Source organism: Stenotrophomonas sp. Sm2128, assembly GCF_030985535.1.
Classification (GTDB): domain Bacteria; phylum Pseudomonadota; class Gammaproteobacteria; order Xanthomonadales; family Xanthomonadaceae; genus Stenotrophomonas; species Stenotrophomonas maltophilia.
Map to the genome: position 1 here is coordinate 1 of NZ_JAPTFQ010000074.1, position 24297 is coordinate 24297.

At 62.9% G+C, this 24297-nt stretch carries 23 protein-coding genes and 3 pseudogenes; 18 read left to right on the plus strand and 8 right to left on the minus strand.

What is annotated here, in order from left to right; all coding sequences use genetic code 11:
* The first annotated feature begins 839 nt into the window (after positions 1 to 839).
* The 18 genes and pseudogenes from O0K41_RS17945 to O0K41_RS18025 all read left to right on the plus strand — a co-directional run bounded on the left by O0K41_RS17945 (position 840) and on the right by O0K41_RS18025 (position 19236).
* Positions 840 to 1996 (plus strand): IS3-like element ISStma5 family transposase gene (locus tag O0K41_RS17945; RefSeq protein ID WP_308304546.1). Its coding sequence is split into 2 segments (ribosomal slippage): positions 840 to 1080 and positions 1080 to 1996, totalling 1158 coding nucleotides; the frame shifts between segments, so codons are not numbered across the junction.
* A gap of 6 nt (positions 1997 to 2002) precedes the next feature.
* A pseudogene (locus O0K41_RS22260) lies at positions 2003 to 2116 on the plus strand (phospholipase); the annotation flags it as partial.
* A 227-nt stretch (positions 2117 to 2343) separates the two neighbouring features.
* Positions 2344 to 2625, plus strand: coding sequence for a helix-turn-helix domain-containing protein (locus tag O0K41_RS17950; RefSeq protein ID WP_049420578.1), 282 nt, complete (start codon positions 2344 to 2346; stop codon positions 2623 to 2625).
* Positions 2626 to 2660: 35 nt separating this feature from the next.
* Positions 2661 to 3230: an Hsp20/alpha crystallin family protein gene (locus O0K41_RS17955; protein ID WP_049420580.1), complete on the plus strand. Its 570-nt coding sequence runs from the start codon at positions 2661 to 2663 to the stop codon at positions 3228 to 3230.
* A gap of 95 nt (positions 3231 to 3325) precedes the next feature.
* Complete coding sequence (gene clpK, locus O0K41_RS17960; RefSeq protein ID WP_049420582.1) at positions 3326 to 6175, plus strand: heat shock survival AAA family ATPase ClpK; 2850 nt, start codon at positions 3326 to 3328, stop codon at positions 6173 to 6175.
* 16 nt (positions 6176 to 6191) lie between these two features.
* A complete protein-coding gene (cls, locus tag O0K41_RS17965; RefSeq protein ID WP_049441491.1) occupies positions 6192 to 7622 on the plus strand; it encodes a cardiolipin synthase in 1431 nt (476 codons plus the stop codon).
* A 27-nt stretch (positions 7623 to 7649) separates the two neighbouring features.
* Positions 7650 to 9464, plus strand: coding sequence for an ATP-dependent zinc metalloprotease FtsH (ftsH, locus tag O0K41_RS17970; RefSeq protein ID WP_049420586.1), 1815 nt, complete (start codon positions 7650 to 7652; stop codon positions 9462 to 9464).
* Positions 9465 to 9551: 87 nt separating this feature from the next.
* Positions 9552 to 10010: a small heat shock protein sHSP20-GI gene (gene hsp20-GI / locus O0K41_RS17975; RefSeq protein WP_025566605.1), complete on the plus strand. Its 459-nt coding sequence runs from the start codon at positions 9552 to 9554 to the stop codon at positions 10008 to 10010.
* A gap of 22 nt (positions 10011 to 10032) precedes the next feature.
* Entirely contained in the window at positions 10033 to 10947 is a 915-nt protein-coding gene (yfdX1, locus tag O0K41_RS17980) for a heat resistance protein YfdX1 (RefSeq protein ID WP_049408528.1), read from the plus strand.
* A 102-nt stretch (positions 10948 to 11049) separates the two neighbouring features.
* Positions 11050 to 11937 (plus strand): heat resistance protein YfdX2, encoded by an 888-nt coding sequence (gene yfdX2 / locus O0K41_RS17985; RefSeq protein WP_049408527.1) that lies wholly within the window; start codon positions 11050 to 11052, stop codon positions 11935 to 11937.
* Between the two features lie 96 nt (positions 11938 to 12033).
* The gene (gene hdeD-GI, locus O0K41_RS17990; protein WP_049408526.1) at positions 12034 to 12645 is read left to right on the plus strand and encodes a heat resistance membrane protein HdeD-GI; all 612 of its coding nucleotides are present in this window, start codon (positions 12034 to 12036) and stop codon (positions 12643 to 12645) included.
* Between the two features lie 79 nt (positions 12646 to 12724).
* On the plus strand, positions 12725 to 13870 hold the full coding sequence (locus tag O0K41_RS17995; RefSeq protein ID WP_049420592.1) for a hypothetical protein: 1146 nt from the start codon (positions 12725 to 12727) through the stop codon (positions 13868 to 13870).
* The gene (trx-GI, locus tag O0K41_RS18000) at positions 13860 to 14300 is read left to right on the plus strand and encodes a heat resistance system thioredoxin Trx-GI (RefSeq protein ID WP_012761376.1); all 441 of its coding nucleotides are present in this window, start codon (positions 13860 to 13862) and stop codon (positions 14298 to 14300) included. Before O0K41_RS17995 ends, trx-GI begins: the two co-directional genes overlap by 11 nt.
* Positions 14301 to 14303: 3 nt before the next feature.
* Complete coding sequence (kefB-GI, locus tag O0K41_RS18005; protein ID WP_049420595.1) at positions 14304 to 16019, plus strand: heat resistance system K+/H+ antiporter KefB-GI; 1716 nt, start codon at positions 14304 to 14306, stop codon at positions 16017 to 16019.
* Positions 16016 to 16513, plus strand: a complete 498-nt coding sequence (psiE-GI, locus tag O0K41_RS18010; RefSeq protein WP_049441486.1) for a heat resistance protein PsiE-GI — start codon at positions 16016 to 16018, stop codon at positions 16511 to 16513. The genes kefB-GI and psiE-GI overlap by 4 nt, the downstream gene beginning before the upstream one ends.
* Positions 16491 to 17460: pseudogene (locus O0K41_RS18015) on the plus strand (zinc metalloprotease HtpX). The gene psiE-GI and the pseudogene O0K41_RS18015 overlap by 23 nt, the downstream one beginning before the upstream one ends.
* Positions 17461 to 17484: 24 nt before the next feature.
* Positions 17485 to 18090, plus strand: a pseudogene (locus tag O0K41_RS18020) (trypsin-like peptidase domain-containing protein); the annotation flags it as partial.
* Positions 18080 to 19236, plus strand: a protein-coding gene (locus O0K41_RS18025) for an IS3-like element ISStma5 family transposase (RefSeq protein WP_087944427.1) whose coding sequence is annotated in 2 segments (ribosomal slippage) — positions 18080 to 18320 and positions 18320 to 19236 — 1158 coding nt in all. Because the reading frame shifts where the segments join, the coding sequence is not laid out codon by codon here. The pseudogene O0K41_RS18020 and the gene O0K41_RS18025, both read left to right, overlap by 11 nt.
* A gap of 292 nt (positions 19237 to 19528) precedes the next feature.
* On the opposite strand, the gene O0K41_RS18030 is transcribed toward O0K41_RS18025, so the two are convergent.
* The 8 genes from O0K41_RS18030 to O0K41_RS18065 form a co-directional block, all read right to left on the minus strand.
* Positions 19529 to 20446, minus strand: a complete 918-nt coding sequence (locus tag O0K41_RS18030; protein ID WP_012480703.1) for a hypothetical protein — start codon at positions 20444 to 20446, stop codon at positions 19529 to 19531.
* Positions 20447 to 20534: 88 nt separating this feature from the next.
* On the minus strand, positions 20535 to 20975 hold the full coding sequence (locus O0K41_RS18035; protein ID WP_044570520.1) for a DUF6573 family protein: 441 nt from the start codon (positions 20973 to 20975) through the stop codon (positions 20535 to 20537).
* A 263-nt stretch (positions 20976 to 21238) separates the two neighbouring features.
* Positions 21239 to 21712 carry a hypothetical protein gene (locus tag O0K41_RS18040; RefSeq protein WP_049441476.1) on the minus strand — a complete coding sequence of 158 codons (474 nt, stop codon included), beginning with the start codon at positions 21710 to 21712 and terminating at the stop codon, positions 21239 to 21241.
* A gap of 25 nt (positions 21713 to 21737) precedes the next feature.
* Positions 21738 to 21992: a hypothetical protein gene (locus O0K41_RS18045; protein ID WP_024956687.1), complete on the minus strand. Its 255-nt coding sequence runs from the start codon at positions 21990 to 21992 to the stop codon at positions 21738 to 21740.
* A gap of 359 nt (positions 21993 to 22351) precedes the next feature.
* Positions 22352 to 22840: a hypothetical protein gene (locus O0K41_RS18050; RefSeq protein WP_012480707.1), complete on the minus strand. Its 489-nt coding sequence runs from the start codon at positions 22838 to 22840 to the stop codon at positions 22352 to 22354.
* On the minus strand, positions 22833 to 23192 hold the full coding sequence (locus O0K41_RS18055) for a hypothetical protein (protein WP_143568534.1): 360 nt from the start codon (positions 23190 to 23192) through the stop codon (positions 22833 to 22835). Before O0K41_RS18055 ends, O0K41_RS18050 begins: the two co-directional genes overlap by 8 nt.
* A 13-nt stretch (positions 23193 to 23205) precedes the next feature.
* Positions 23206 to 23427: a hypothetical protein gene (locus O0K41_RS18060; RefSeq protein WP_024956690.1), complete on the minus strand. Its 222-nt coding sequence runs from the start codon at positions 23425 to 23427 to the stop codon at positions 23206 to 23208.
* Positions 23428 to 23465: 38 nt separating this feature from the next.
* Positions 23466 to 24297, minus strand: an 832-nt coding sequence (locus O0K41_RS18065) for a hypothetical protein (protein ID WP_219630001.1), incomplete at its 5' end; no start/stop codon positions are given.

The window sequence follows — 24297 nt, forward strand, 5'->3', positions numbered from 1 at the left end:
CCACCAAGCGTTCCGCCCACGACGCCCCCACCGGTCACGCCGCCCGCTCCCCCGGTGAGCGTGACGCCTCCGGCTCCGCCCACTTCACCGCCGGTCACGCCGCCGCCGATCAGCACCACGATGCCGTGCCGAGAGTGGAGCGAGAACCGAACGATCAACTGCCCAGTGGGCCAGGTGGGCCAGGTGTTCCAACACCGCCGTCACCACTGCGGAACCGACCCGAGTGTTTACGAGGCGTGGGCTGGGTCCACGACGGCCGGCAGTTGGACCACGACCAGCAGCACCTGCACTCCGTGCCCTGCTCCCGAGACCCGCAACGTGGGATGCCCTGCAGGTCAGTTTGGCTCGATCGGCCAGCGGCGGACCTTCTCATGCACGGGCACCGGTTCGTGGGACGCTTGGACGCAAACCAACACCACCTGCGCGGCTTGCCCAGCACCTTTCCCACAAGCCGAAACCCAGTGGGTCGCCGCGAGTGCCGCTTGCCCGGCAGGCCAAAGTGGATCGCACACGTGGCAGGCCGAGCAGCGGCGGACCAGGATGGGGTCTTACAACTGCCCGGCCACCACGTGGTCGCTGCCCAGCCCGACGTTCACCACTTGGACAAATTGGGCGGAGACGGGGGTTCGTCGCAACGAGGCCAATACATGCACACCCAACGCACCACCCCCGACGTTTCCCGAATACACCGGGCGATCTTGGCATTCGTGGGGAGACGGAGGGCACTACGGCTGGGCGATCTTCTGCAACGCTCCCCGGACCCTGGCCGAGCTTAAGGGGTTCACCCCCGTTTTCACGGACACTTACGAGAAGGCCGATCAAGGCCATGAGGAGTGTTCATGTCGAAGCGAAGGAAGTTCAGCACCGAGTTCAAGCGCGGTGCGGTTGAGCAGGCCAGCCAGCCGGGCGTCAGCTGTGCCCAGGTGGCCCGGGAGCTGGGGATCCGGGATGCATTGCTGACCCGCTGGAAGCGGGAGGCCCAGAGCCGGGGCCAGGTGGCCTTCGGTGGCACCGGGACGCCCCGGGACGAGGAACTGGCGCGGCTCAAGCGCGAGCTGGCCCGGGTGAAGAAGGAGCGGGATTTTTTGCGAGAAGCGGCGACGTTCTTTGCCAAGGGATCATCCTGAGGTATCAGGTGATCGAACGTTGCCGCGATGAGTTTCCAGTGCGACTGATGTGTCGTTGCCTGCGGGTCTCGGCCAGCGGTTACTACGACTGGAGTAAGCGCTTGCCCAGTGCCCGGGAGCGCGACAACCAGCGCTTGCTCGGCCGGATCCGTGAGTTGCATGAGGACAGCCGGGGCACATTGGGCGCCGGCCGGATGCATGAAGACCTTGCCGAGGAAGGCGAGACGGCGAGCCTGAACCGGGTGGCGCGTCTGATGGCGACCGATGGCCTGCAGGGTTGGCCGCGACCGAAGCGGCGAGGCCAGAGCGGCAAGCCGGAGCTGACGCCGCCGGGTGTGCGCAACCTGCTGGAGCGGGACTTCACCGCGTTGGAGCCGGAGACCAGGTGGGTCACCGACATCACCGAGCTCAAGACCCGGCAAGGCAAGCTGTATCTGTGCATCGTGCTGGACCTGTTTGACCAGCGGGTGGTGGGGTGGTCAATGCATCATCGTCAGGATCGTCAGATGGTGATCAGGGCCGTGCAGATGGCGGTCTGGCAGCGCCAAGGCAGCCATCCACTGATCCTGCACTCCGACCGTGGCAGCCAGTTCCGAAGCGGCGACTACCAGCGTTACCTGGCGGCCAACGGCTTGGTGTGCTCGATGAGCGCGGTGGGCCACTGCGGTGACAACGCCGCGTGCGAAGGCTTCTTCGGCCTGCTCAAGCGCGAGCGGGTCTACCGCATGACCTACCCAACGCTCGATGCCGCGAGGGCGGATGTGTTCGAATACATCGAGCGGTTCCACAACCCGAGGATGCGACGAAGGGTCGCCAGGCAAGACCAGAAGTTCTCAGCCCTTTTACAACCGTCCGTGATTTCGGGGTAGAACCCGAGCAGCCTCGGGGAAATCGTCGGTTGGGCGCACCAAGACGAGTTTCCGCCAAGGAACATGCGCACGAGCAAGGGGCTGCGGGCGCTCGGTTACAACGTGAGGATCGGTGTTTGATCTGCGGCCGTGGGCGGCGCCCGCAAGGTCCCGATCAACCCACCGTCCCCTGCGCCGGACCGGCCCGCCCTGGCATACCGTCCTTGAAGATTTGAGTCACATCAATCGGCCAGCAGATCGCTGGATGTTGACTCTTGACTTTCGGCATTCTAGGCGCACTATCTTGCAAAGTCTTGCAAGAACTTCCTCAGGCGAGGCCGCGTGACGACGGAACTTGTGGGGGTGGTATGACAGCGCGCCAGCAGGCGATCTTCACACTCGACGAGTTGGCTGCCTACTTGAAAGTCGGCAAGCGGACGCTTTACCGGCTCGCCGCGCACGGGGAAATTCCGGCCTTCAAGGTCGGCGGGACGTGGCGATTTCGTCAAAGTGAAATCGATCGATGGATCAATGATCAGATCCAAGCAGGCAGAAAGAAGGAGGTGATACGCACAGATGAGCAGCCAAAGTCAGCGGAACACTCCGTGTCGTCTGGGCGCGCTGTCCGTCGCCGCAGGCAAACGGAGTGAGCGAGAGTCTTCAATTTTTCTTCTTGAGGTGTGACATGGACATTGATTTAAAGAAACTGGCTCCCTGGAACTGGTTCAAGAAGGAGCAGGAAGAACAACAGAGCACTGCCTCGCTGCCGGTGCAGCGCAATGACCTGTCGGTGGCGGGTGGGCCCGTCAGTCCCATTCTGCAATTGCATCGCGAGATCGACCGCCTGTTTGACGACGCGTTTCGAGGATTCGGTTTCCCGACGCTGGCCATGCCACGCTGGCCGTCGGAGTGGCCGGGCATGCTGAAGCCGGCGCTGGACATCCAGGAAACGGACAAGCAGTACACGATCGCCCTGGAAGTACCCGGCGTCGAGGAAAAGGACATTCGAATCACGCTCGATAACGATGTGTTGCTGGTGCGCGGTGAAAAGCGTCAGGAGCAGGAAACCAAAGACGGTGGTTTCCACCGGGTGGAGCGCTCCTACGGCAGCTTTCAGCGCGCTCTGAACCTGCCGGCCGATGCCAACCAGGACACGATCAAGGCCGCTTTCAAGAACGGCGTGCTCACGATAACGATGGACAAGCGCGAGGCCAGTACGCCCACGCAGGGGCGCTCGATCCCGATCAATGGCTGACGCCCACCGGCTAGTCCTTTGCAAGAAACCAAGTGAAGGGCGAGGCGCCTTGATCTGCGGTGCCTCGCCCAGTTAACCCTCTCAGGAGCATCAGCATGGCCAGAAAACAATGCCAAGTCTGCGGCCAACCCGCCACGGTGCGGGTGGAAGCCAATCTCAATGGTCGCCACAGCACCATGCTGTTGTGTGACGATCACTATCGCCAACTGGCGCGCCAGCAAAAGCGCACCGTCTCGCCGCTGGAGGCTCTGTTTGGCTCGCGCAGCGGTTTGTTCGAAGACTTCCTCGGCAGCGACTTCTTCCGCATCGGTGACGATGCACCGTCCGTGGCGGCTGATGCCGACGAAGTGGTCGATGCGTCTTTCGGCGAATCCGCTCCCGCAACGGCGGGCACGGCGCGCCGCCGCGGCAGTGGGCTGGCCAGCCGTATCAGCGAACAGTCTGAGGCCCTGTTGCAGGAAGCCGCCAAACATGCTGCCGAGTTCGGCCGGCCCGAAGTCGATACCGAACACCTGCTGCTGGCGCTGACCGACAGCGACGTGGTCAATACCATCTTAGGGCAGTTCAAGATCAAGGTCGATGACCTCAAACGGCAGATCGAATCCGAAGCCAAGCGTGGCGACAAGCCGTTCGAAGGCGAGATCGGCGTGTCGCCACGTGTCAAGGATGCGCTCAGCCGAGCCTTCGTGGCCTCCAACGAGTTGAGTCATTCCTATGTGGGGCCAGAGCACTTTCTGATCGGCCTGGCCGAAGAAGGCGAAGGCTTGGCAGCCAACCTGCTGCGCCGCTACGGGCTCACGCCGCAGGCGCTGCGCCAGCAGGTGAGCAAGGTGGTCGGCAAGGGGGCCGAGGACGGCCGTGCCGAGACGCCGACCAATACGCCGGAACTCGACAAGTATTCGCGCGACCTCACCAAGATGGCGCGCGAGGGCAAGCTCGATCCGGTCATCGGTCGCGCGCAGGAGATCGAGACGACCATCGAAGTGCTGGCCCGGCGCAAGAAGAACAACCCGGTGCTGATCGGCGAACCCGGCGTCGGCAAGACCGCCATCGTCGAAGGGCTGGCGCAGCGCATGGTCGCAGGCGAAGTGCCCGAAACGCTGCGTGACAAGCGCCTGGTCGAACTCAACATCAATGCCATGGTGGCCGGCGCCAAGTACCGCGGCGAGTTCGAGGAGCGCGTGCAGAAGGTGCTCAAGGAAGTGACCGAGCACCAGGGGGAGCTGATTCTCTTCATCGACGAGGTGCACACCATCGTCGGTGCCGGCCAAGGTGGCGGCGAAGGCGGGCTGGACGTGGCCAACGTCTTCAAGCCGATGATGGCGCGCGGCGAGCTGAACCTGATCGGCGCCACCACGCTCAACGAGTATCAGAAGTACATCGAAAAGGATGCCGCGCTGGAGCGTCGCTTCCAGCCGGTGATGGTGCCCGAGCCGACGGTAGCGCAGACCATGATGATTTTGCGCGGCCTGCGCGACACCTTCGAGGCCCACCACAAGGTCAGCATCACCGAGGACGCGATCATTGCCGCCGCCGAGTTGTCCGATCGCTACATCACCGCGCGCTTTTTGCCCGACAAGGCCATCGACCTGCTCGACCAGGCGGCCGCACGCGTGAAGCTGTCGGCCACGGCCCGCCCGGTGGCCGTGCAAGAGCTGGAGGCCGAACTGCATCAGTTGCGGCGCGAACAGGATTACGTGGCCTCGCGCAAGCAGTACGAGAAGGCTTCCGAGCTCGGCCAGCGCATCGAGGCCAAAGAGGCCGAACTAAAGAAGCTCGTCGAGGATTGGGAGCGCGAGCGCGCCTCGGGCAGCGCCGAGGTCAAGGCAGAGCACGTGGCGCAGATCGTCTCGCGGCTGACCGGCATCCCGGTCAACGAGCTGACGGTGGAAGAACGCGAGAAGCTGCTGCATCTGGAACAGCGGCTGCATGAGCGCCTGGTGGGACAGGACGAAGCAGTACGTGCCGTGGCCGATGCCGTGCGGCTGTCGCGCGCGGGCCTGCGCGAAGGCAGCAAGCCAGTGGCCACCTTCCTGTTCCTCGGGCCGACGGGTGTGGGCAAGACCGAACTCGCCAAGGCACTGGCCGAGTCCGTCTATGGCGATGAGGGTGCGCTGCTGCGCATCGACATGTCCGAGTACGGTGAACGCCATAGCGTGGCACGCCTGGTGGGCGCGCCTCCGGGTTATGTGGGCTACGACGAGGGCGGCCAGCTCACCGAGAAGGTGCGCCGCAAGCCCTACAGCGTGCTGCTGCTCGACGAGATCGAAAAGGCGCACCCCGACGTCTACAACATCCTGCTGCAGGTGTTCGACGACGGCCGGCTCACCGACGGCAAGGGCCGGGTGGTGGATTTCACCAACACCATCATCATCGCCACCTCGAATCTGGGCTCGGACATCATCCAGCGTCGTCTCAAGGCGCGTGGTGCGGCCGGCGAGGAGTACGAAAAGACCAAGGCCGAGGTGATGGACGTGTTGCGCGGCCACTTCCGGCCCGAGTTTCTCAACCGTATCGACGAGATCATCGTCTTCCATGCGCTGGGCAAGGAGGAGATCCGCCATATCGTCGGCCTGCAGCTCGATCGCGTGGCCCGCAACGCCGCCAGCCAGGGCGTGACGCTCAGCTTCGATCAGACCTTGATCGACCACTTCGCAGAGGAAGGCTACAAACCCGAGTTCGGAGCGCGCGAGCTCAAGCGGCTGATCCGCAGCGAACTGGAGACCGCATTGGCGCGCGAGATGCTGGGTGGCGGTATCGGCAAGGGCGATCACGCCAGCGCCCGCTGGGACGACAAGGCCGAACGCGTCGTCTTCGAGCGCAAGGAGCCACCCGCGCAGCCGGCCGAGCCTGATAAGCCCGATGCCGCGAACGTGGCCGAGGCACCGCCGAACGGCGAGAGCAAGCCTAAGCGCAAGAAGAAGTCAGCGGGCGGCGAATCTTGAGCGATGGGAGGCTGTCGTGTCCGACCCCAACGGGCTGACATTGGCAGCCACCCTCGTGTCGCTGGCGGTCGCTATCCCCACAGCGGGGCACGCGATCATCTACAAGCGTGACCCGCGATCGGCCACGCTGTGGGTACTGCTGATCGCCTTGTTGCCGCTGGGCGGTTCGCTGCTGTATGGGCTGTTCGGCATCAACCGTTACCAGCGGCGGGCGCGGCGGCTTTTTCCGGGAGCAGATCATGCTGTTCGGCAAGGCCTCTCGCCCACGATGCCCGAGGCTGTTTCGGCGCCGCTTGCCGGTCTGGCGCACCTGGTGGGACGCGCCACCGGCCAGTCGCTGACCGGCGGCAACCGCACCGAGCCGCTTGTCGATGGCGAGCAGGCCTACCCGGCCATGCTCGCCGCCATCGAATCGGCGCGGTACAGCGTCGCCCTGGCCTCGTACATCTTCGACAGCCAAGGCATCGGGGCGCAGTTCGTCGATGCGCTGCGCCGGGCTCATGAGCGCGGCGTGCAAGTGCGGGTGCTGATCGACGACGTCTCTGCCCGCTGGACGCACCGCAGCGCCTACCGCGCCTTGCAACGCGCCGGCGTTCCGGCGGCGACGTTCAACCCGACGTTGATTCCCGCGCGCCTGCATGCCGCGCATCTGCGCAATCACCGCAAGCTGCTAGTGATCGATGGCGAGACAGGTTTCACCGGTGGCATGAACATCTGCAGCACGTATTGGCGGCCCGATGCGCCGGGCCAGGCCTGTCACGATTTGCACTTTCGTCTGCGCGGGCCAGTGGTTGCGCATCTGATGGGGTGCTTCACCGATGATTGGTGCGATACCACGGGCGAGCGGCTCAGCGAGGGTTTCTGGGGCGAATCGCCCGCAACGGCTGATGAACAAGGAAACTCTTGGGCGCGCGGCATCGAGGCCGGTCCCGATGACGCCCTGGACCGGATGCGCTGGACCTTCATGGGCGCTTTGAGCGCCGCGAAGCATTCGGTGCGCATCTGGACACCTTACTTCGTCCCCGATCAGCCGATGATCGCGGCGCTGAGCACGGCCGCGATGCGCGGCGTGCGTGTCGAGGTGCTGACACCCGCGAGCTGCGACCATCCTACGGTGCAGTGGGCTGCGCGCGCCCACTACTGGCAGGTGATGGAGCACGGTGTACGCATCTTCGAGCGGCAGGGCCCCTTCGATCACACCAAGCTGATGCTGGTCGATGGCCGATGGTGTTGCCTGGGTTCGGCCAACTGGGACGCGCGCAGCCTGCGCCTCAACTTCGAGTTCAATGTCGAGGTCTACGACGCCACGCTGTGCACACAGCTGGAGGCGCTCTTCGATGCCGCCCTTCATGAGTCCGACGAAGTATCAGTGGTGGCACTGCGCTCCCGCTCGCTGGCCATCCGTTTGCGTGACGGCGCGGCCCGTCTGTTCACCCCCGTTCTTTAGCGACACGACCTTCGCGGAACACGGCCCTTGGAAAAGAAAGATCAATGGAACATCGGCTACTGGATCGTCGCCGGCCTGTTGCTCTTGACGCTGCAAAACTACTTGCAGGCGGCGCAGACCGTCGAGCCCGTGCCCTACAGCGAATTCGAAAAGGCGCTGGCCGGGGGGGGCGGCGCCGAGGTGCTGGTGTCGGACCGCACGGTGACCGGGCGTCTGAAATCGCCGGACAGTCGTGGCAAAGCCACACTCGTGGCCACGCGCGTCGAGCCCGATCTCGCCGAGCGGCTGTCGAAATACGACGTGCCCTATGCCCGCGTGGTGGAAAGCACTTGGCTGCGCGACATCCTGTCCTGGATCTTGCCGGGGGTGGCCTTCTTCGGCGTCTGGTTCTTCCTGTTCCGCCGCTTTGCCGAGAAGCAGGGCATGGGCGGGTTCCTGAGCATCGGCAAGAGCCGCGCCAAGGTGTTCATGGAGAAGAACACTGGCGTGACCTTTGCCGATGTCGCTGGCGTCGATGAAGCCAAGGCGGAGTTGGTTGAGATCGTCGATTTCCTCAAGAATCCGCAGGAGTATGGACGGCTCGGGGCGCGCATTCCCAAGGGCGTGTTGCTGGTCGGCCCACCGGGCACGGGCAAGACCCTACTGGCCAAGGCCGTGGCGGGCGAGGCCGGGGTGCCGTTCTTCTCCATCTCAGGCTCGGAGTTCGTCGAGATGTTCGTCGGCGTGGGTGCGGCGCGCGTGCGCGACCTGTTCGAGCAGGCGCGCGGGCAGGCGCCGGCCATCATCTTCATCGACGAACTCGACGCACTGGGCCGCGCGCGCGGTGTCGGCGGCCCCATCGGCGGCCACGACGAGCGCGAACAGACCCTCAACCAGCTGCTCACGGAGATGGACGGCTTCGACAGTTCGGTGGGGCTGATCATCCTCGCTGCCACCAACCGGCCGGAGATCCTCGATCAGGCCTTGCTTCGCGCCGGTCGCTTCGACCGCCAGGTGCTGGTGGACCGGCCCGACAAGAAGGGACGGCTGGACATCCTGAAAGTCCACGTCAAGAAGGTGACGCTGGCTCAGGATATCGATCTCGAACAGGTGGCGGCGCTGACCACCGGCTTTTCCGGCGCTGATCTGGCCAATCTCGTGAACGAAGCAGCGCTGAACGCGACGCGGCGCAAGGCGCAGGCTGTGGAACTGCAAGACTTCACCGCCGCCATCGAGCGCATCGTGGCCGGCCTGGAAAGGAAGAACCGTGTGCTCAATCCGAAGGAGCGGGAAACCGTGGCCTATCACGAGATGGGCCATGCGCTGGCGGCGCTGGCGCTGCCCGGCACCGACCCCGTGCACAAGATCTCGATCATCCCGCGCGGCATCGGCGCGCTGGGCTACACGCTGCAACGCCCCACCGAAGACCGCTTCCTGATGACGCGCGCCGCTCTGGAACACAAGATCGCCGTGCTGGGCGGTCGTGCGGCCGAGAAGCTCGTGTTCGGCGAGCTGTCCACCGGGGCGGCCGATGACCTCGCACGGGCCACCGACATTGCCCGCGACATGATCACCCGCTTTGGCATGGACGAAGGACTGGGCTACATCGCCTTCGAGGCGCAGCGGCCACGCTTTCTCGATACACCGGAACTGGCCCACGGCGGCTGCCGGGTGGCCGAATCGACCCAGGCGCGCATCGATCAGGCCATCCGCGACATCGTGATGGGCGTGTTCGAGCGCGCCTACCGGATCCTCGACACCAACCGCGCGGTGCTGGAGCGTTGTGCGCGCGAGCTGCTGGCGCGGGAAACGCTCGACGAAAGCGATATCCGTCAATTGACTCAAGGACTTGTTCGGAACTGAAAACTGTGGTAAGAACCATTCAGAGTAAACCGACGGCTCTGTTCAGTGCGTCATCCAATTCGCCGGAATTGTTCAAGGAGAACCGATATGTCTGCATTGACTCCGTGGGACCCCTTCCGGGAACTGGATGAATTGCAGAACCGCCTGGCGACGATGTTCGGACGGACACCCCAGCGACAGGGCGCCCGTACCGGCAACGAAGCCATGACCACGGCGGACTGGGCACCAATGGTGGACATCAGCGAGGATGAGAACGCATTCATCCTCAAGCTGGATCTGCCGGAGGTCCCCAAGGATGCCGTGCGCGTCAGCGCGGAAAACGGCGTGCTCACCATCAGCGGCGAGCGCAAACTGGAAAAAGAGGAGCAGGGCAAGAAGTTCCACCGCATCGAACGTGCGTATGGCCGCTTTGTGCGCAGCTTTGTCTTGCCTGACAACGTTGATCCGACCAAGGTGACGGCTTCGATGAAAGACGGCGTGCTGGAAGTGCGGCTTGTCAAGGCCGAGCAAGCCAAACCGAAACAGATTGAAATCTCAGTCAACTAACTTCAATCAGGAGCCCAAGATCATGAATATCAAACAGCCACAATACATCTTCTCCGCACTTGCCCTGGCGGTCGTCGTCGGACTGAGCGGACCGGCTCTGGCCCAATCGGCGGCAGGTTCTAGCCCAGGTGCTGCAGCACCCTCTGCCGCATCCAAGGCGGCACAGCCACAGGTAGATGACAAGGTCGCCCGGGAAGCCGCGGGAAAGCGCGCCAAACTCGCCCAAGATGCAATCACTGCGCTGGCCAAGACCCATGAGGCATTGATCCTCCTTGATGCAAGGAAGACCAAGGAGGCGCTCGCTGCGCTGGAACTGGCCAGCGGAAAGCTGGAACTGGTATTGGCGCGTGACCCAAAACTTGCTTTGGCGCCCGTCGATGTACGCGTCATCACCCATGACATCCACGCCGACGTGGAATCGGTCAAGAAAGCGGTCAAGTTGTCTCGGGAGTTGTTGGATGATGGCGAGGTGCAAAAGGCACGGCCCATCGTCGCCAATCTTGCCAGCGAAATCGTGATCGAAACCGACAACCTGCCGATGGCAACGTACCCGGCAGCGATCAAGTCGGCCGCACGGCTCATCGACAGCGGCAAGATTGACGATGCCAAGGCGGTGCTCGCCCGAGCGCTGAACACGATGGTGATGACCTCGGTCGCCTTTCCTCTGCCCGTGCTACGGGCCGAAGCCGCGATGGCAAAAGCGGAAAAGCTGGCCGAGACCGGCAAGCGCAATGCCAAACAGAGCGAGGAGCTCAGCGCCCTGCTGGCCTACGTGCGCACGGAAATCGAGCTGGCGCAGATCCTGGGTTATGGCAAGAAGGCGGACTTCAAGCCCATCTTCGATCAGGTGAAGGCTATCGAGCAGAAATCCGCCGGAGGAAAAAGCGGCAAGGGATGGTTCGACGAGTTGAAGACGCGCCTCCAAAAGCTGTTTTGAGGTGATGAAGGGGCCGACTGTTCGGTCGGTCAGTCTCGCGATGTTCGCAGTCAGCCCCAATAGATTCGCCTATTTTCACTAACTCATACGAGGCATATCACCATGAATGAGCAAACATCGAATCCCAATGCGACGAACAAAGAAATAAACGAACAGGCCGCGGTAAGCAGCCTTCCTGTCAGTCCAGAGGCCAAGCCTGAAGTCGTCACGGAGGTACAGCCTGAGGTTCAGAAGGAAACGGACTCGCAGGCGGCAGACAAACGTAAACAAGTCCTCGATGAGGCCGTCTCGGCCTTGGCGCTGACCAAATCAGCGCTGGCCGCACTTGACGGCAAGGACGCTGCACGCGCATTGGCAACGCTGGCCGAAGTGACGGGAAAGCTGGAGCTGATCGTTGCGCGCGAACCCACGCTCGCCCTGGCCCCCGTTGATGTGCGCACCATCGTGCACGACTTGTTCGCCAACACGGAAACCATTGAGGCGATGACCGACGAGGCGCTGGATGCCCTCAAACATGGCGAGGTGCAACAGGCACGTCACGTGCTGGCTTTGCTGGCCAGTGAAATCGTGATCGCGGTCACCAACATCCCTCTGGCGTCCTATCCCGCAGCCGTGAAGTCAGTCGTGCCGCTGATCGATCAGGGCAAGATTGAAGAAGCCAAAGCCGCGCTGCAGGCAGCGCTCAGCACGCTGGTCGAGACGCGCAGCGTGCATCCGCTGCCCGCCCTGCGCGCCAGGCTGCTCCTGAAGCGCGCCGAGACCTTGGTAGAAGATGGTCAGCGGAGCGAAGCGTCCAATGAGCGCCTGGAGACATTATTGAAAGAAGCGCGGCAGCAGTTGGAAATGGCAGAACTGCTGGGCTATGGAAAGAAGAAGGACTTTGAGCCCCTATATGCTGAACTCAAGAAAGTCAAGCAAAAGACGGCTGGGGGAGGCAGCGGAAAAGGCTGGCTCGATGAAATCAAGGCAAAGCTGTCCAAGTTGTTCTGAAACCGCTGGATAGGGCGTAAGAGGGGCGCGTCGCGCCCCTCTCTTGGCTCAGGAGTGTTTACTTTTTCACCCCACTAGATCTTTAGGAGATATAGCATGAACACAGACACCATCGCCGATTCCAGTGCGGATGAGCCCACCAAAACACTGTGTTCATTGACCGAAAATTGGTGGATTTTTGCGTTGCGCGGTGTCTTGGCATTGATTTTCGCAGCCCTTGCGTTCTGGATGCCGCAATCGGCTCTGTTGGCCATGACCTTAGTGTTCGGAGCATTTTCCTTGGTCAATGGCGCTTTCAACTTGGTTGCAGCGGTGCGCCATATCCAGAAAAAAGAGCGCTGGGGCTGGCTGCTGTTCAGCGGCATTGTCGGCATACTTACCGGCGTCGTCGTCCTGGTTGCTCCTTGGGTCGCCACGATGGTCATGGCTTCTTTTTTATGGGCTAGCGTGGGGTTCTGGGCGATTTTCACCGGTGTGCTGGAGATATCCGCCGCCGTTCGGCTGCGTCAAGAAATCAAGGGTGAAATCTGGCTTGCCTTCAGTGGACTGCTCTCGATTGTCCTTGGCGCTATCGTCTTGTGGATATTTTTTTCCCGTCCGGTCGAGTCATTCCTGGCCGCAGGCTGGCTGTTGGGCTTCTATGCGGCAGTCTCTGGTGTCACGCTTTTGTTCTTGAGTTGGCGTCTTCGCAAAACGCGCCAGGGATAAGAGCGGGTCAAACTAAATTCTATGGATATGAGCATTTTCGGTTCGTGCCTCCATAGAAATGACATCAAAGGAGTCATGCATGCAGATGCAATATAGCTATCGAGCTATCGACAAAGAGTTTCATGAACCATGGCAGAGAGCTTTGGGAAATGTGATCGAGCACGCCCTCAAGCCATTGCTCGACAAACACACTAAAGATTCAGTGCGACTTCAAATCGTCCTTGATCGCGACAAGATCAAGCGGCAATTTCTGGCCAGTGGCTATATGCACCTGCCCGGCAAAAAGATTGTCAGCGTTACTGCATCACATGACGAGCTGACGCCCCTCGCGCGGAAGCTCGCACAGTCGTTGTTCCGTCAGGCCAAGAAGCATTTTGACCGGCTGCATGCTCAGGACCAAATCAAGCGCAAAGCACGACGCGCTCGCTTGCGCGAGCTTAAGGTGCGAATTGCCGCAAAACCCGCGTCAGCCGCCCATGAGGCCAAAGTGACCCGAATGCCTCTACTGTCGAAACTTGAGGCTGTCGCAAGGCGTGAGCTGGCTTATCTGCGTGCCGTCGGCGATTTACCGCGCGATTATCCGACGCTGCGCGACGTGGTGGATGAAGCGATTGTCCAAGCTGAGGTGGAATGGCAATCCGTGCCGGAAGAAAAAGCGGCTTACTTCGGTCTTCTGAAGCATCTGTTCGCCGTCCTGGATCACGAAGTGGCAAACAGCCGGCAATTTGGCGAATTCGTTTCTCTGGACGCGCCGGTCGAAGCGGATGCCCAGGACGTCGCCGAGGCCATGGTGGAAGAGGAAGTCTTCGAATTTTATCAGCCCGACGACACACTCAGGCTGGCCGATATCATCGCTGACAGTCAGCATCCCGATGCCGCAACGATCGCGGAACAGGAGGAGCTAGTTGATCGGTCGAGCGAGTTCGCTTTTGCATTCGACCTGCTGAAGGACATGCCGCGTTTGTGGCGGCGCATTTTTCTGCTTATCCGTGTGGACGGGCTGGATGCCAGCAGCGTCTCTGAAATCCTGCTGATTCCTAGTAAGGAAGATACTGTCCAAAGGTGGCTGATGCAGGCCGAAGCGTTCATCGCTGCTCATTTGGAAGAGGCCGGAGTAAGCAAAGACGGGAACGATTGGCTCCAAGGCGTTGATTGGTCGGCATTGTCTGTGACCCGAAGCGCGGCAGCCTCACTGTGGTCCAAGGAGGCGAACCATGAAGAATGATCTTCACCTCGTCTGTCCGCATTGCCAGTCCATCAACCGCGTACCGACTGCGAAGCTATCGGAACATCCCAACTGCGGCCGCTGCCAGCAGCCCTTGTTCACGGGCGAACCCATCGAGTTGACCACGGCGACGTTTTCGCGCCACGTGGAGCGCAGCGACCTGCCACTGTTGGTCGATTTCTGGGCACCTTGGTGCGGGCCGTGCAAGATGATGGCCCCGCAATTCCAGCAAGCGGCGCGCCAGCTCGAACCCAGGGTCAGGCTGGCCAAGGTCAATACCGAGGCAGAACCCCACCTGGCCGCGCAGTTCGGCATCCGCAGCATTCCGACGCTCGCCCTGTTCCAGGGTGGGCGGGAGATCGGGCGTCAGGCCGGCGCCTTGGGCGCGCAGGACATCGTGCGCTGGGCATCTGCACAGGTGGGGCGCTGACCGATGCAGGACTTGCTCGGCGCCACCCTGATCCTGCTGGCGGCATGCAGCCTCGCGGCGGTGGCGACGGCGGCGTTCAGAGTACCCGCCTTGCTGGGTTACCTCGCCATCGGCGCCTTGCTGGGCCCGTCGGTCAGCGGTGTAGTCGCGCCGGGAGAAGCGCTTGATTTTCTGTCCGAGCTGGGCGTGGCCCTGCTGCTGTTCATGGTTGGGCTGGAGTTCTCCCTCGGGCACTTCTGGCTTTCCCGTAAAACCGTATTGGCGTCCGGCAGCTTGCAGATGATCGCTGTCGCCACGCCACTGACCTTGATGTTGATGTGGCTGGGACAGCCAGTTCAGAGCGCTGCGTTGCTCAGCACTGCGGCGGCCATGTCGTCCACGGCGCTGGTCAGCCGACAGCTGGCCGACCAAGGCGAGCTCACCACCCGCCACGGCCGCAGCGCCATCGCCGTGCTGGTCTTTCAGGACCTGGCCAGCGTGCCCCTGCTGGCCCTGCTGGCGATCTGGGCGCGCGGCGAGTCGCCGAAGATCGAGAGCGTGCTGCTCGAAGTGTTGGGCGTGCTGATGTTGTTCGCGGCAGCGGCCCTCGCCTCCCGTCGTCTGTTGCATGGCCTGCTGGGCTGGGTGGCGCGGCAGGGCCACGAAGAATCCTTCGTGCTGGTTTCCTTGTGCGTGGTGGTGGCTGCCGCCGCTGCTGCACACGCGGTCGGCGTATCCGCCGCCCTGGGTGCGTTTTTGGCCGGCATGGTGCTGGGCGAGAGCGACTTCCGTCACCACATGGAAAGCCACCTCAAACCGTTTCGCGATGTGTTGTCGGGGGTGTTCTTCGTGACCATCGGCCTGCAGTTGGACGGAGCACAGATTCTTTCGGCACCGCTGACGGTGTTGGCGTGGCTGGCAGTGCTGGTGCCGGTCAAGATCGGGCTCAACACCCTGGCCTTGCGGGCGACGCGCCTATCCGCCCTCGATGCCTGGCGCACGGGCATAGCGTTGGGGCATGGCGGCGAGTTCGCCCTGCTGTTGTTGGGCATGGTCTTGCAGCAGCATCTGATTCCCGCGACCGTCGTACAACCCATGCTGGTCGCGCTGGTGCTCAGCATGGCCTTGGCACCGCTGCTGATCCGCCATCACGATGTACTTGCCCGGTTCTTGAGCCGCACCGGCGGCGTCATTCAGCCACCCCAGGCTGAAGAAGTTGAGATCACTGCGCAGACAGCGCGATTTCGAGACCACGTCATCATTTGCGGCGCGGGCGAGCTTGGCCTGACCGTCAGTGAGATTCTTCGCCACGCCGGCGTGGCGCATCTGCTGCTGGAAGCAGACGAGCAGAAGGTAGAGGCCGAGCGTGCCGCCGGCGTGCCGGTGTTCCATGGCGATGCGAGTCGGCCCGATACCCTGCTGGCTGCCGGGTTGGCACAAGCGCGTCTGGTGGTGCTCACGTTCGCCCATGCCCAGCAAGTGCTGCGCATCGCCCAGGCGATTGCCGAGCGCCGTCCGGCGCTGACCTTGTGGGTGTCATGCGGAAGAACGACCGCGGCCGATGCATTTCGCGCCACGCCCAACGTGCGTGTGTACCAGCAATCCTTTGCCGCAGGCCTTGGGCTGGCGGAACAAGTGATGTCGTCGCTTGGCATGTCGGCCGAGCTCGTCGAACGAAACATCAGTGCGATGCGCCGCCGTCTCGACAGCGGCAATGTCGCAGGGAGTCCATCTGCATGAAGTCAACAGGCCGCAATCCATTTCAGGTGTTCAGTGACCAATGGGCCATCATGAGTTTATACGAGCGCTTCGAGCAGGTCGTCGCCCTCGTTCTGTCGGCGGTAATTGCCGTCATCATCGTGGTGTCGCTGTTCCAGCTCATCGCCATCGTCTTCACGCTGCTGGTCCTCGATGCCTTCAATCCCCTGGATCACAAGGTATTCCAGAGTGTGTTCGGCATGATCATGACGCTCTTGATCGCGATGGAATTCAAGCATTCCATTGTGCGCGTGGCGCTGCGTCGGGACAGCATCATCCAGGTCAAGACCGTGATCCTCATCGGCCTGATCGCGCTGGCGCGCAAGTTCGTGATCCTCGAGCCCGAGGCGAGCCCCGCAAAGATAGCCGCGCTGGCAGGCGCCACGCTGGCTCTGGGTGCGACCTACTGGCTGCTGCGCAAGCGCGGCGACCGCGCCGCCGAGACCTCTGAGCATGACCCGTCATCATCCCAGTGATCCGCGCACGGCGCTGTTGCAACACCGCTGGCTCAACCGCCTGCAGACCGGGCTGTTGGTCCTGACCCTGGTCGGCATCGCAGCCGCAGCAGGGAGACTGCCGTTTGGGGAAGGCGGCCTGTGGCTCGCGCTGTTTGCCGTTGCAGGTGCGTTGCTGCTGGAACCGGTAGCCGCGTCGGCGCTGAGCTTGCGCCTGTACCGCGTACGGGCCTTGCACCCGCAAGAAGCCCACGAGATGTCGACCCTGTTGCGCGAGCTGCCCGCCCGTGCCGGTTTGCCCGCAACGCCGGTGCCGCACCGCACTACGTGCCCAGTGCCGTCGTCAACGCCTTCGCCACCGGATCGAAGCAGGAGGCATCGATCGCCCTCACCGATGGCTTGCTGCGCCGCCTGGCCCACGCGAGCTGGCGGGTGTGCTCGCGCACGAGATCGCGCACATCACCAATGAGGATCTGCGCGTCATGAGGCTGGCGGATTCCGTCAGTCGCCTCACGAGCCTGCTGGCCCTCATGGGACAAATCGCGATCCTGCTCAACCTGCCCGCGCTGCTGGTTGGCGCGGCGGAGGTCTATTGGCCTGGTTTATTGTTATTGGCCGCATCGCCCCAGCTGGCCCTGCTCGCACAGCTCGGCTTGTCTCGCGTGCGTGAGTTCGACGCTGACCGCCTCGCTGCGGAACTGACTGGCGACCCGCAGGGGCTTGCGTCCGCGCTGGCGAAAGTCGAGCGGGTCAGCCGCTCCTGGCGCGCCTGGTTGTGGCCGGGATGGGGCAATCCCGAACCCTTCTGGTTGCGCACGCATCCGGCCACGCAAGAACGCATCTCACGCCTACTGACGTTGGCGGCTGGGCCAGCATCAGCGTTGCCACTCCACGCGCCCCATTTCTTGCCGGAATCCGCTTTGACGCCGCGCCCACCGCGCTGGCGCCCGAGCGGGCTGTGGCGCTGATTGCCTATCAACAGGAGACTTCTCATGGCCTACCCCGACCCGTACCAACGTCCCGCGCCGGACCACTTCGTCCGGCGCTGGCTCTTCATCACCGCCTGTATTGCCGCGCTCATGCTGCTGTGGCAGTTCCTGCCCGCCATCGAGGCCTGGTTCAGTCCGCGCGAGGCGGCAGAACGCACTGTGACGGCGCGTGGCGATCTGGCGGCGGACGAGAAAGCCACCATCGAACTGTTCGAGAAATCGCGCGCCTCGGTGGTCTACATCACTACCGCACAATTGGTACGCGATGTCTGGACGCGCAACGTCTTCTCCGTGCCGCGCGGCACTGGCTCGGGCTTCATCTGGGACGACGCCGGCCACGTCGTCACTAACTTCCACGTCATCCAGGGCGCGTCCGAAGCCACCGTCAAACTGGCCGACGGCCGCGACTACCAGGCCGCACTGGTGGGGACGAGCCCCGCGCACGACATCGCTGTGCTCAAGATCGGCGTCGGTTTCAAGCGCCCGCCGGCCGTGCCGGTCGGCACCAGTGCCGACCTCAAGGTGGGGTCAGAAGGGGGTTCACCCCCGTTTTCACGGACACTTACGAGAAGGCCGATCAAGGCCATGAGGAGTGTTCATGTCGAAGCGAAGGAAGTTCAGCACCGAGTTCAAGCGCGGTGCGGTTGAGCAGGCCAGCCAGCCGGGCGTCAGCTGTGCCCAGGTGGCCCGGGAGCTGGGGATCCGGGATGCATTGCTGACCCGCTGGAAGCGGGAGGCCCAGAGCCGGGGCCAGGTGGCCTTCGGTGGCACCGGGACGCCCCGGGACGAGGAACTGGCGCGGCTCAAGCGCGAGCTGGCCCGGGTGAAGAAGGAGCGGGATTTTTTGCGAGAAGCGGCGACGTTCTTTGCCAAGGGATCATCCTGAGGTATCAGGTGATCGAACGTTGCCGCGATGAGTTTCCAGTGCGACTGATGTGTCGTTGCCTGCGGGTCTCGGCCAGCGGTTACTACGACTGGAGTAAGCGCTTGCCCAGTGCCCGGGAGCGCGACAACCAGCGCTTGCTCGGCCGGATCCGTGAGTTGCATGAGGACAGCCGGGGCACATTGGGCGCCGGCCGGATGCATGAAGACCTTGCCGAGGAAGGCGAGACGGCGAGCCTGAACCGGGTGGCGCGTCTGATGGCGACCGATGGCCTGCAGGGTTGGCCGCGACCGAAGCGGCGAGGCCAGCGCGGCAAGCCGGCGCTGACGCCGCCGGGTGTGCGCAACCTGCTGGAGCGGGACTTCACCGCGTTGGAGCCGGAGACCAGGTGGGTCACCGACATCACCGAGCTCAAGACCCGGCAAGGCAAGCTGTATCTGTGCATCGTGCTGGACCTGTTTGACCAGCGGGTGGTGGGGTGGTCAATGCATCATCGTCAGGATCGTCAGATGGTGATCAGGGCCGTGCAGATGGCGGTCTGGCAGCGCCAAGGCAGCCATCCACTGATCCTGCACTCCGACCGTGGCAGCCAGTTCCGAAGCGGCGACTACCAGCGTTACCTGGCGGCCAACGGCTTGGTGTGCTCGATGAGCGCGGTGGGCCACTGCGGTGACAACGCCGCGTGCGAAGGCTTCTTCGGCCTGCTCAAGCGCGAGCGGGTCTACCGCATGACCTACCCAACGCTCGATGCCGCGAGGGCGGATGTGTTCGAATACATCGAGCGGTTCCACAACCCGAGGATGCGACGAAGGGTCGCCAGGCAAGACCAGAAGTTCTCAGCCCTTTTACAACCGTCCGTGATTTCGGGGTAGAACCCTTGCAGCTTTCTCCACAGGTTGGTCAGGCTACCCGACCTGAGATCGTTGTCCAGAAAAAGCCGTGACTGATCGCGCACCAGGTCTTGCCCAAGAAGCGGAGCCAAGTGGTTCCACGCATTGGCGCCGGGGGTCTTATCCAATTTGGCTTTGAGCCCTGCCTGGATCGCGGGGTCTTGAATGAGTGGGGACAAAATGTGCCGGCGCTCGTCGAGGATGTGGCACTCCTGCGTGAGCACCCGAACGAATCCATCGATTTGGCGAATACGTTGTTCCAGTTCCTCAGGCTTCATTCTTGCTCCGCCTCCAGCGGCACCTGCTGGAAACGCACCTGCAGCCGCTTGATGAGCGCACGGGTTTCCGCGTTCGGAGCGCGCGTGGACACCAGCACCGTCTCCCCGTTGGGCACGTGGCGGATGGCCTTCTGCTCGGCCCGGAGAACGGCGCGGTATTTCACCGCTTGATAGACGCCTCGCTGGAGTTCGTCCTCCGAGCACTTGCTGGTTTTAACTTCCACCGCCAGGCGATGTCTTCCGTTATCGAAATGCGCGTCCAGTCGGTCACCCGAGCTCAACAACTTCTCGTTGCTCCCCATGGGGAAGCACCCAAAGTCCACGAACTCTTCGGGATGGCTGGCCACCCACGCCTTCAACGCTTTGTGCTCGTCGCTCTCTGGCCGCCCCCCCTCCTGGACTTTAGGAAGGGGAAGAGGCGCATCCGCTGCCACCTCTTCAACCGCCCCGGCGGACGGGGTCAGCATGGTGGCTCCCAGAGCGCGGGCGACCCGGTCCCAATTGGGATAGGTGAAAACGTCTTCCATCGCCTCTCGCAAGTGCGCACGGCGCTCTTCCTCGGTGTCCAGCTTCTTCCCCGCGAAGTAAGCTGGCGAGATGGTGATCGCCCCCTCGCCAGGGTGTTTCGTGTTCTTGTTGACGACGATTGCGTGGAGGGGCGGGATGGGTTCCTTCCACTGCTCGCTGAGCCACTGCAGGGCCTGGGCCACTCCCCCGGCGACGGTGCCGTAGAGGTCTTTGCGGGGTTTGATCTCGTGTCCGAAGGTGTCGTGCAGCTCTTGGGCCAGGTCGCTGTAGGAATGAGCTTCGCCCTCCTGCGCCCACCGGATGAGGATGGGCAGCGCGTCCGGGATAACCCGGCTCCGCCAGGGTGTGCGTGCAAACTCCACCTTCGACCAATCGAACTTTTCCATCCTCTACTCCTCCCTTGTCGTCTCGCCATGGTAGCGGCGGGACCAGCACGGGAAAACGATGGGGGCCGATGTCCTGCCCCCTCCCTTCTCAATCCTCGTTGGGCAGCATGATGGTGACCACCGGCTCCAGGGCGTCCCCGGGCCCACACAGTGCTTTCAAGGTGACAAGGCGATGGGTCGACCGCGTCAGGCCAGACCCGGCCTCCGGGTGGGCTTCGTTTGACAACCAGTCGCCGGCGTCGGACAGAGCCACGTGGAGCTGGTAGTGGATCTCCGAACCGTTGCCCTGATGCCGCTTGATGGCGACGTGGAGCATAAAAAGCACATCCCAGAGCCGGCCGTCCACCGACTGGCCGCGCACCTCCAGTCCCGCGGGCACTTCCACGTAGCGTGCCCACGCAGCGCGGGTGATGGCCACGGGCAACTTGAAACCGGCTTCTTTGGCCACGTCGGACACGTCCACCAAGACGCCGTCCTCGATCGCCTGGGCGCGGGTGTAGGAATGGATGAGGTCGGAAGGCTCGAACATGTTGTTTCCTCGCTTGGTGAGTAATGGCCCGGTCCAGGGCATCCGGTGCGGATGTCTTGGAATGGGAAACCCACCGCCCCACCGCTCGGCGCGGTCAAGGGAGGAAATGGAAGGGCTGGCGCGGCCCGCAGCGAAGCGAGGACACGGGCCCTGGAATGGCCTTTGACCGGAGAAGCCGGGCGTTGGGGCCGCGCGCAGCGCACAGGGCTTGAATGAGGTGCCGCGGGCGGCACACCGATTCGGCGTTGAACTTGGGAATACCGTCAGGCCTGGGCGCAGGCCAGAGGGACCCGGTCCATCCAGGTGCTCTGCCCTGCCGATGCTTGGGCGGTGAGCGGGCCAAGGCCCTGGACAAACGTCAGGCGTGCAAGCTCGACGTCGCTCTGGGGCCAGTAAGGACCATCCGGCGAGAACACGAAGTGGTCCCCTTGAAGGGCCCCACAGGTGGTGCAGTGATGGGCCAGGTAGGTTTGCCCTGACGTTCGAGTAGTGGCGAAACGAAGCCAGGGCGCGTGGCCCGCCACGAAAGCGACAGTGTCCTCGTCCAAACGCTCGATGTAGCGCAACACGGCACCCTCCCCCTGATCCACCAGACCCTCGTCGTCGTGCTCCTCGAACGAGGGCACCCAGATCGCGGCGGTGGGGGTCGGGGCGTGGCAGAAATGGCACTCGGTGTGGCCGAGCAGCAGGCCGTAGGCCGGAGCCTGAAGGGTGGATGGAGGGGCAGCGTGGGTCATGAAGCCATTTTGCCCTGCCTGGGTGTCAGCCGGTGAGACGAGCCTGCGTTGAATCATGGGTGTTTCGGAGCGTGCCCCGCTGTGAACCCAGCCACGCCATTTGCTTGTATTCGTCTTTGCTGAGCAACTTGGACACTCCCAGCCACTGCACCAGGTGGTAGTGCGCAATCGTTCGTGGGTAGCGCTGAATCCCCTCGTGCAACAGTTTTGGCAGGTAACACACAGAACCATCGCGGCGCTCGTATGCGTAATAGCGGTGGCGGGCGGCACGCGTGGTCATGGCGTTTCCCTCAGTGCGCCCAAAGGGCACGATCGATGCAGCGTTCAAGGCGCTGGGCCAACCTAACGCTGAAAGGAAGGGCAATGGGGGCAGCGATGGCGAGAAGAGAAAGGGTCATGTCGGCGGTTCCAGTCGGTGGGTAGAGCGTTGCGTTCTTCCTGATCCCAACGTAGACCGCCCTGGAAATTTGTCCACGGTTGTAGTGGACAGAATCTTGACAAAAAGTAAAAACTGCGGAGCTAAGGCCGCAGTTATTCCTAACATCCCTTCTCGCGCCGAAGGCGTCACCTGCTCTTTTCCACCGCTGCTTCTACAGATGCCGGCGCGCAGCGACCGGTGGCGGCGTTGGGCCGTTGGCTCTACAGCCTTGCCCGCTTTGCACTGACACTTCCCCGGGCTGCCCATGCATGCTCCAGGTGGACAGCACGTTGTTCGGCTTCCACCGTGGCCACCACGTGCGGCATCGCCGCCTTCAGCGATGGCGTGTTCCAGAACGGGCTGCCCCGGTGAGGGTTGCCGCCCAGCCGCAACAGCAGCAACGCCGTCTGTTCAAGTCGGCTGCGCTCGTCGGCGTCGTCGCTCAGCTGGTAGTCCGCCGCCAGCTTTTCCAGCGGGCGCTCGCACCAGTGGTTCCTCTCTTGAGGGTGCGCACCAGCTTGCAGGAGGGCTTCGACGATGCGGGGCCAGGCAAGTGCGGAATGGAGCGCGGGACCTTCGTTGAGGCGCCACGCGTTGGGGTTGGCGCCCTGCCGCAGGGCCTGTAGAGCGCCGAAAAGGCTTCCCTCGACGCACGCGTGAATCAGCTCAGCGCTCGGACTTCCTGGCGGTGGTGGGTGGCGGTCAGCCATGGCGGCTGCCCCGAACCTGGTTCCGAATGAGATGTCCTTGGACGTAGTCTCGGATGATCTGGCGCACCGCTTCTGCGGTGGAAATCCCAGCGTTCACCGCGCCCTGCTCCACCGCCTCCAAGACGCTGCGCTGCAGCGGAAGGTAGGCCAGCCGCACGTCCCGTTCCCCACCCAGCCGACGCTTGCTCAGTGGGTAAGGTTTGGCGGCATACATGGCGAGCACTTGGCGCACGGCCTCGTTTCGGGTGACCTGCGCGCGCGCGGCGGCCGCCTGCAAGCGCTCCAAATCACGGGAGTAGCCCCGGGAGGACGGAAGGGTGACAAGTTTTGGGGAAGGGACAGGTTGAAGCACGTCGCGCTCCGGCTTAGGACGCCGCGTCCAACGGCTTGGCAGCCGCCTCTCGGACCACCGCGATGGCACGCCAACGGTTGATCGCAGCGCCGGCGAAATACAAGGCGTCCACCAGTTCTTGCGCGGCCCCCTTCTCAAGCAGGGCCCGGTTGCAGGAGGCGAACCCTGCAAGGATTCCGTAGCGGTCCGCGTCGTCTTTGGCTTTGTTCATGGCTTCCGCAATTTGAACGTTCATGTCGAATCTCCTGATTTTTACTGGTGGGTGATCGGCGGTTACAGGCGCACGCGCTGACGGGGAGCTCCGAGAACAGCCGCCGGAGCTTCGCTGTGCGCCTCTTGCCGTCGGTTCCAGACCTGCCCACCGATGACCATGCTCGGACCGCCTACAGCAGGAAGGACCTGCGAAAGCCTGGCTTGTTTCGCCGCGGCGTTGATCGCACGCACGGTGCCCTCTTCCATGCCTTTGGCTTCGTAGATAACCTGCGCCTCCAGGTGATCCCGCGCTTCGTCCACAAGGGCGGCAAGGGTTCGACCGAACTTCGACTTTGGTCCTTGGTTGCGAGCATCGGCGTCCCAACGCTCGATCACTTCGAACGTCTTCTCATGACGATGGCCAGACTTGCTGAGTTCTTGGAGCACCGCTTCGGCGTCTTTCACGTTGAAGCGAATGGCGGAGAGCTTCACCGGGTGCGCGTAGCCACCGCCACTCGAAGCCGATTGCGTGATGGCGACCGCTTGGTTGCCGTCGCTGACGAGGTGATGAATTTTCATGTCGATTTCCTTGATGGTTTTCGGAAGGCGCGATTGCCTATCCACAAATTCAAGGTAGATCGCCCTGTAAATTTGTCCACGGTTGTAGCGGACAAAATCTTGACTAAAGGTAAAAACTGCGGGGCTAAGGCCGCAGTTTTTCCTAACATCACTTCTCGCGCCGAAGGCGTCATCTGCTCTTTGCCCACCACCGCTTTTACAGAAGCCGGCGCGAAGCGACCGGTGGCGGCACTGAGCTTCTCCTGGCACAAAAAAAAGGTTCTTCACCCAAGTCCGGGGAAGGCTGCACGGATTTTGAGGAAGAAATAGGCGTCGTCTCGGTATCCGTAGGCGA